General features: G+C 65.8%; 8 protein-coding genes. 5 read left to right on the top strand and 3 right to left on the bottom strand.

What is annotated here, in order from left to right; translation table 11 throughout:
* From NZM16_RS09850 to NZM16_RS09840, 3 genes are all read left to right on the top strand, one after another.
* Positions 1 to 220: roadblock/LC7 domain-containing protein (locus NZM16_RS09850; RefSeq protein ID WP_295480187.1), on the top strand; the 220-nt coding region annotated here is incomplete at its 5' end.
* Positions 221 to 458: 238 nt separating this feature from the next.
* Complete coding sequence (locus NZM16_RS09845; protein WP_295450420.1) at positions 459 to 1,088, top strand: 4-vinyl reductase; 630 nt, start codon at positions 459 to 461, stop codon at positions 1,086 to 1,088.
* Positions 1,089 to 1,424: 336 nt separating this feature from the next.
* Positions 1,425 to 2,285 carry a response regulator gene (locus NZM16_RS09840; protein ID WP_295450423.1) on the top strand — a complete coding sequence of 287 codons (861 nt, stop codon included), beginning with the start codon at positions 1,425 to 1,427 and terminating at the stop codon, positions 2,283 to 2,285.
* 274 nt (positions 2,286 to 2,559) lie between these two features.
* Here the strand turns inward: NZM16_RS09840 and NZM16_RS09835 are convergent, their stop codons facing one another.
* Positions 2,560 to 2,739, bottom strand: a complete 180-nt coding sequence (locus tag NZM16_RS09835; RefSeq protein ID WP_295450426.1) for a hypothetical protein — start codon at positions 2,737 to 2,739, stop codon at positions 2,560 to 2,562.
* A gap of 129 nt (positions 2,740 to 2,868) precedes the next feature.
* Between NZM16_RS09835 and NZM16_RS09830 the strand changes: the two genes are divergently transcribed.
* Both NZM16_RS09830 and NZM16_RS09825 read left to right on the top strand, forming a co-directional pair.
* Positions 2,869 to 3,663, top strand: coding sequence for a PIG-L deacetylase family protein (locus NZM16_RS09830; protein ID WP_295480186.1), 795 nt, complete (start codon positions 2,869 to 2,871; stop codon positions 3,661 to 3,663).
* Positions 3,664 to 3,839: 176 nt separating this feature from the next.
* Entirely contained in the window at positions 3,840 to 4,445 is a 606-nt protein-coding gene (locus NZM16_RS09825) for a carbonic anhydrase (RefSeq protein ID WP_295450430.1), read from the top strand.
* A 42-nt stretch (positions 4,446 to 4,487) separates the two neighbouring features.
* Here NZM16_RS09825 and NZM16_RS09820 read toward each other — a convergent pair whose 3' ends face one another.
* Both NZM16_RS09820 and NZM16_RS09815 read right to left on the bottom strand, forming a co-directional pair.
* A complete protein-coding gene (locus tag NZM16_RS09820) occupies positions 4,488 to 6,605 on the bottom strand; it encodes a penicillin-binding transpeptidase domain-containing protein (protein WP_295450434.1) in 2,118 nt (705 codons plus the stop codon).
* A 76-nt stretch (positions 6,606 to 6,681) separates the two neighbouring features.
* A partial coding sequence (locus NZM16_RS09815; RefSeq protein ID WP_295480185.1) for a tyrosine-type recombinase/integrase occupies positions 6,682 to 7,221 on the bottom strand: 540 nt, incomplete at its 5' end.

The raw sequence follows: 7,221 nt of genomic DNA, 5'->3' as shown, positions 1-7,221 counted from the left end.
CGCTGCGATGCTTTCGCTGGGCGAGCGGATCGCCAGCGAGCTGAGGCGGGGGACGCTGGATCAGGTATACATCCGGGGCGAGCGAGGATACGTGGTGCTGATGGCGGTCGGAGAGGAGGCAGTGCTCACCGTGTTGGCTAGACCTCAGGCCAAGCTGGGATTGCTGTTCCTGGATATGCGGCGGGCTGCGGAGGATCTGGCCCGCATCCTGGCGGCCTGATTCTTCACGGCGGCTCCCCAACCGTTTGGGCCCGGATGGAGAGGCCGGGACATTCGAGTTTGATTTCGACTCATGTTCGGCATATGCGCCGCGGGCTGGGCCCGGGTCGTGGGCGACGGTTTTGATCCCCTCTCCAGGCGCGAAGCAATCAACAGCGAGCTTCCCCTTCTCCATGCCGCCTTGCGGCGGAGGACGGGGATAGAGATATCATCGCATCTTCCAATGAGGAGGCTGTGCCTTGAGCCAGCAGAAGAGCGGCCTCTATTATCCGAACAAGATCGCCCGGATTTTTCTGGAGGCGCTGGAGGAAGTGATGGGGAAGAACGGCCTGAACGCCGTTCTCCACCTGGCCCGTCTTCCCCATCTGATCGACAACTACCCGCCGGACAACCTGGAGCGCGGGTTCGATTTTGCGGATTTCACCGCCATCAACCAGGCGCTGGAGGAGATGTATGGGCCGCGGGGGGGCAGAGGTCTGGCCCTGCGGGGAGGGCGCGCGTCCTTCGCCCGAGGCCTCCAGGGCTTCGGCGCCCTGGCGGGCGTCAGTGACCTCGCCTTCCGGGTGCTGCCCCTCCAGGCCAAGCTGAAGATCGGCCTCCCGGCGATGGCGGGCATCTTCACCCAGTTCAGCGATCAAAAGAGCTACGTGTATGAGGAAGGGGATCGCTTCATCTATGTCATCGAACGGTGTCCGGTGTGCTGGGGGCGCAAAACCGATCGCCCGGTCTGTTACGCTGCCATCGGCTTGCTTCAGGAGGGGTTGCGCTGGGTCAGCGGGGGGAAGGAGTTCCGGGTGGAGGAGATCTCCTGCATCGCCATGGGGGATCCCACGTGCTCCTTCGCGATCTATAAGGAGCCGATCGGGTGACGATTCAGCCCTCCCCCTTCCCGCAAAACGGGAGAGGGAAGGGGGCATCCCGTTTGGGGGAGGGTGGAGGTGGCCCAAAGCTGCCCCCATCTTCCCTCGGCGGCCTTCCCGCCCCCAAACATTCTCTTTTTCCTCCCCTCCCCACAGCCCTTTGGGCCGTGGGGAGAGATGAGACGGGGGATGGGGCGGACCCTCCATCCAAGCCTAAAGGGGTTGTGGGGAGAGGGGAGGGGATTTGGGGCCTTGCCGCCATTTACAGCGAGGGCGTTGCCGGATCGTTAATGCCATGGGGAGGGCGAGGCCCATTTTGCCCAGCAGCTTTCCGCGGAGGGGGCGATGAGCAGAGCGGCGACCCTGCTGATTGTCGAGGATGAGCTGGAGACCGCGAACCTGCTGGAAACATATTTCCGGGCTCAGGGCTATCAGGTGCTCACCGCGGCCTCCGGGGAGGAGGCCCTGTCGATGGCGCAGGCCCATGCCATTGATCTCATCCTTCTGGATATCCGGCTGCCGGACCTCGATGGCTTCGAGGTCTTCCGGCAATTGCGCGCTCACCGGCGCACCCGGGAGATCCCGGTGATTTTCCTGACCGAGAAGCGAGAGCGGGAGAGCCGGCTGACCGGCCTGGAGATGGGAGCGCACGATTACATCTCGAAGCCCTTCAGCCTTCAGGAATTGCGGGCGCGCGTCCAGAATATCCTGCGTCGATCCCGGGCCGAGCCCGCTTTCGATGGCCTTACTGGGTTGCCGGGCCGTCCGCTGATCCTGGAGCATCTGCGGGAACATCTGGAGCACCCGGATTGGGGGTGCTTGTTGATCGGCCTGGAGGGGCTGGAGGTCTTCGGGGAGCGCTATGGGTTTGTCGCCCGGGATGACGCCATCCGCGCGGTGGGGCTTCTGCTGGCCGGGATTAACCATGAGAACGGGGACTCTTTCTTTCTCGGCCATATCGGGGAAGGGTGGTTTATCCTCATCGGGAGCCGCCATCAGCTCCAGGCGGTCGCCCAGCAGTCGATCGCCCGTTTGAAGAATGCTCTGCCTTATTTTTATCCCCTGCAGGATGTGGAAGAGAAGCCTCCGGATTTTCCCGTATTGCGGGTGGCCACGGCCCAGGCGCAGGGAACGGAGGGACCCTTCTCGGATCCGGAGGCGGTGATCCGGCGTTTGCTGGAAGGGCGGAAAGTGTCCGCTTCGTGAAGAGCCCGCGGACTCCGGGCGAATCCCCTGATCCTCTCATTCAGGAACTTTGGGGGTTTAGGGGGGCGGCCCCGCCCGCTCCTCACCCCCCCACCCCTAAGGAGGGATCCATCGTTCGCGCCAGCGGCGTCGAATTCATACCATGCGCTTGCCGGAGAAAGCTCTTGGGGCGGGGAAAGGCGTCGCTGGATTCCGCACTCCGCCTTCTGCTTTGTAGGGCCAGCCTCCTCCCTGTCCGTCCGATGGGGGACGGCCTGGCCCAGAAGCCGCTTCTTTAAGCGAAGCACTTCTTGTGATAATAGCGCATCCGGTTGCGCATCCCATCCTTGACCGGCAACAGTTCGCTCAGCCGGATGGGCTGGCCGCAACGGTAGCAGATCCGGCGCGTGACCGTGTCGACGGTTTGCTCGACCTTCTTCTCATCCTGCTGGGTTTTCTTGGTGGCCTTGGCCATCGGTGTTCCCTCCCTTCTGTTGCATATCCGGGCTGTGCGTTCCCGAGAGATTCACCGGGCGAGCCCCGTTGAAGGAGTCTTTGTTTTGTAAGGAAGCCCCCCGAAGTGAGTTTCGGACAAGGTGAAAATATGCCACGCGCCTTCCCGTTTGTCAAACCCGCGGCGCGGATTCGGGTTCTCTCGCCCCATCTGGACGATGCGGTGCTCTCCTGCGGGGGAACCCTTCATCGGGCGCGCCGGGAGGGTCATCCGGTGGAGGTGATCACGGTCTTCGCTGGGGACCCTCTCCTCCCGCTGCCCCCTTTCGCGCAGGTGCTGCACGATCTCTGGGGCGGCGGGGAGAACGCGATGGCCATGCGGCGGGCGGAGGATGGCCAGGCCCTGGCCCTCCTTCAGGCGACGCCGATCCACTGGGGGTTCCCCGATACCATCTACCGACGGGATGCCCGAGGTCAGCCGCTCTGTCTGGATCGGGAGGATCTGTTCCGTCCCCCTCATCCCGACGAAGCGGCCTGGATCGAGCGGATTCAGGAAGCGCTGGCCGCTCTCCCGTGGGAGGAGGGAGATCTGTTGCTGGCCCCCCTGGCCCTGGGCGGCCATGTGGATCACCGCCTGGTCCGGATGGCGGTGGAAGGCTGGCGGTGTTCCGGGATCCTGTGGGGGTTTTACGAGGATTTCCCCTACGCAGAGTGGGAGGGGTTTTCCGGCCTCCCCGACGGACTGTTCCATCGGGTGGAGTTGACCGATGAGGATCTGCAGATCAAGGCGCAAGCGATCCGGGCTTATCGCTCCCAATGGCCGATCTTCTTCACTACGGAGGAGGAGATCCTGGAACGTATCCGCGCGTATGCGCTCCGGGTTGGCGAAGGCATCCCGGCGGAGCGCTTCTGGTTCCTCCGCCCGGGGCCTGAAGGCCGCCCGTGATCGCTCCCGCGCCTCATCGCCCTATCGTAAACCGGGGATCAGGAGTGGGGATGGGCAGCTTTCCATCCACCTGAAAGGGGACCGCGAGGGCGGAGCCATCGACGCGGCATCCCTTCCCTATGGGTGGCGCTTCACCACCTCTCGACGTTTGACGTCATGACCTGGGGAGAACCGATATGGCGATTCGAAACCCTGCCGTTGCTTTGCAGGAATTGATGGAGGGCAACCAGCGTTATGTGGCCGGGCGGTTGCTCCATCCCCGCCAGACCCCTGAGCATCGCCGGGCGCTCCGCGATCATCAGGCCCCCCTGGCGTGCGTCCTGGGGTGCGCTGATTCACGGGTGCCGCCCGAGGTCCTTTTCGATCAGGGGTTGGGCGATCTGTTCGTCGTGCGGGTGGCCGGGAACATCGTGGAGGATGTTGTCCTAGGGAGCCTGGAGTATGCCGTGCTCCACTTAAAGACGCCGCTTTTGATGGTGCTGGGTCACACCGGATGCGGAGCCGTGCGGACCGCCATGGAGGTGATCGCGGCGGGAAAGGAGGGGGAAGGACACCTGCGGCACATCGTGGATGCGATCCGGCCGGCCGTCATGGAAGCGCGGGGAGAGCCCGGCGATGGGCTGGAGCGTGCGATCCGTGCCCACATCCGCCGATCGGTCCGAGAGCTGCTGAAGCGAGGGACAGCTTTCTCGTCGATGGTCCAGGAACGCCGCTTGAAAATCGTCGGGGCGTGCTACGATCTCGAAAGCGGTCGGGTGGAGGTGCTGGAGGAGATCGGCTGAAGCTTCGCCAGGCCGATGGAGGAAGGAGCCCTTCCGGCTGAATTAGCGATCCTCCTGGGCCGGCGGGGCTGGCAGGGGGGTGCGGGGGAGCCCGTAGTAGGCTTCGAAGATCTGGCGGGCCAGGGGGGCGGCGACGGCCGATCCCTGGCCGCCGTGCTCCACGATCACCACGACCACCAGCTCCGGCTGATCCGCCGGCGCGTAGGCCGCAAACCACGCGTGAGGCGGCCGCCCCGGGGCCGTTTCCGCGGTCCCGGTCTTCCCGGCGACCGGGAAGGGCATGCCCCGAAAGACCCAGGTGGCCGTCCCCCGGGGGTGGGTGGTGACGCCGAGCAGGCCCTGGCGGATGGCGGCCAGGGCTTCCTCAGGGACCGGCAGCCGGCCCTGGACCTCCGGAGGGAACGTCTCCTCCGGTTGACCGGGGGCCGGGCCGATCCGCCCCACCAGCCGAGGCCGGTAGAGGACCCCGCCGTTGGCCACCGCTGCCAGCATGCGGGCGATCTGCAAGGGGGTGGTCAGGAGATCGCTCTGGCCGATGGACATGTTGACCGCGTCCCCTACCGACCATGGACGGCCGCCCTGGCGCGCGCGCCATGCCGCGTCGGGCACCAGCCCGGCCTCCTCCGGAACCCCCTGGACTCCCGTCGGGGCCCCCAGCCCGAAGGCCCGCGCCATCTGCGGGAGGAGATCTGGATCCTGCTGATACAGCGCAAACCCGATCTGGTAGAACGCGACGTTGCAGGAGACGGTTAACGCCGTGGGAAGGTCCACGAGGCCGTGCCCGCTCTGCAGCCAGCACCATTTCCGGTAGCCGGGGCCCAGGCCATCCCAGTATCCGGGATCCTGGAAGAGGCTGCCAGCGGTGAACCCGTGGGTGAGGGCTGCAGCCATCACCACGATCTTGAAGATCGAGCCCGGAGGATACAGGCCCTGGGTGGCCCGATTCAAAAAGGCGCCTGGCGGGGGAGGAGGGCTGTTGGGCCAGAGCAGGGCGTTCGGATCGAAGGCCGGCTTGCTGACGAGGGCCAGGAGATCCCCATTCCGAGGATCCATCACCACCACCGCGCCGGTGCGATCCCCGAAGATCTCTTCCACCTGAGCCTGGAGATCCCGCTTCAACGTGGTGGTGATGGAACGGCCGGGGGTGAAGGGGCGCTCCGCGATGAGCCGGGGCGAGGCGTTTTCTGCCCTCGGCTGGATGAACAGACGGCCCCCGTGGGTCCCCGCCAGATACGGTTCCCCCCAGGCCTCCAGGCCCATCCGCCCCACCCATTCATCGCCTCGATAGCCCCGGCGCCGCCACTGATCCAGGGCTTCCGCCGGGATCTTCCCCACCACCCCGACCGTTTGCGGTGCGACGCCCGCATAGATCCGGCCGCTCCGGGGGCGAAGGACCACCCCCGGCGTGGCCTCCAGATCCGTGGCGAAGGGCGCGAGGCGATCCGCCGGCAAGGCCAGGATCGGCATATACCAGTCCGGGCGGCCGAAGACGTAGCGGGATCGGATGGTTTCCGGCGGAAGCCCAGTGGCCCGGGCGAGCCGCTGGAGCAGAAGCCCCTCATCGGCGATCCGGCCGGGCACCACGCCGATCTCCACCCATTCCCCCTGCACGGCCAGGCTCTGGCCCTCGCGATCGTAAAGGTTGGCCCGTTCCGGGATGATGTATTCCACCCGGAGTCGATCCCCTTCGCCCAGCGCCGGCCAGAGCAGCGCATCCTGCCATACGACCCGCCATCCCTCCGGCAGCAGCCGGAGCGCCATCATCCCTTCCGCCTCCAGATCGCCGAACAGGGCCGTCTTCCAGCGGATCCGATAGCGGGCCTGAGCGGTTTTCCCTTCCTGGATCAGCGTGAGCGGCTCGATCTCCACCGCCTGGACGCTGGCGGTGTTCAGCGTATCCCGCCACAGAACGCGAAGCTCCTCCGGCGACAGCATGGCCCGCGAAGCCGGCGTCAGGATCGCCCATAAGGCCTCCGGGTCTTCACGCCGCAGCGCCTCCAGCGCGGCGGTGATGATCTCGGCGGGGGAGGGCAGGGGGGTGGGCGTGGGGGGCGCCGGGGTGGGAGAGGGCGGCAGCGCGGCCCGGCATGCGCTCAGCCATCCGCCCAGCGCCGCGGGAAGAAACCGTATAAGAAAGGATCGACGAGTCCATCTTTTCATTGCGCGAAGCTCGGAACGCCGAACGGATGTGGAACGTGGGCCTCTCTAATCCTTCATATCATAGCTGGACAGGCCCTCAGTGTAACGATAGATTGTTCGTGGGAAGCGGAAGGCCCGGGGGTCGCCGCAGGCGTTCTGGGGAAATCGAAGGGGAGAGCCCAGCTCGTAGCGCCAGGATCTTGATCGCCCGCCACAGCCCCTGGCGGGTCAGCGGTTCTCCCCGATAATTCAGCAGCAGCGCCCGGATCTCCGGGTTGCGGACCAGCGCCGGGCGGCCAACCTCCAGATAGCGCTGGAGGGCAGAAGCGACGGTGTCCGGCAGCTCCAGCCAGCGAGGACCGCTGCGCCCAAGGATCCGTAGACGCCGGCGCGCCAGGTCCACATCATCGATCGTCAGGGCGAGCACCTGCCCGGATCGCAATCCCAAGTGACCGATGAGCTCCACGATCAGGCGATCCCGTAACCCCAGGGGGGTCTCCGGGAGCGCACGGGCGATCCTCAACAGGCGTTGACGCTGGTGGAGTGGAAGAGGGGGGCGGATGCGCCGTCGCTGGGAGTGCCATCGAAGGGAAAGGGCAGGGTTCTCCTGGATCATTCCTTTCGCTTCCAGAAAGCG

This window comes from Thermoflexus sp. (assembly GCF_025055495.1).
Lineage (GTDB): Bacteria > Chloroflexota > Anaerolineae > Thermoflexales > Thermoflexaceae > Thermoflexus.
This window is presented reverse-complemented; position numbering and strand designations above follow the sequence as displayed.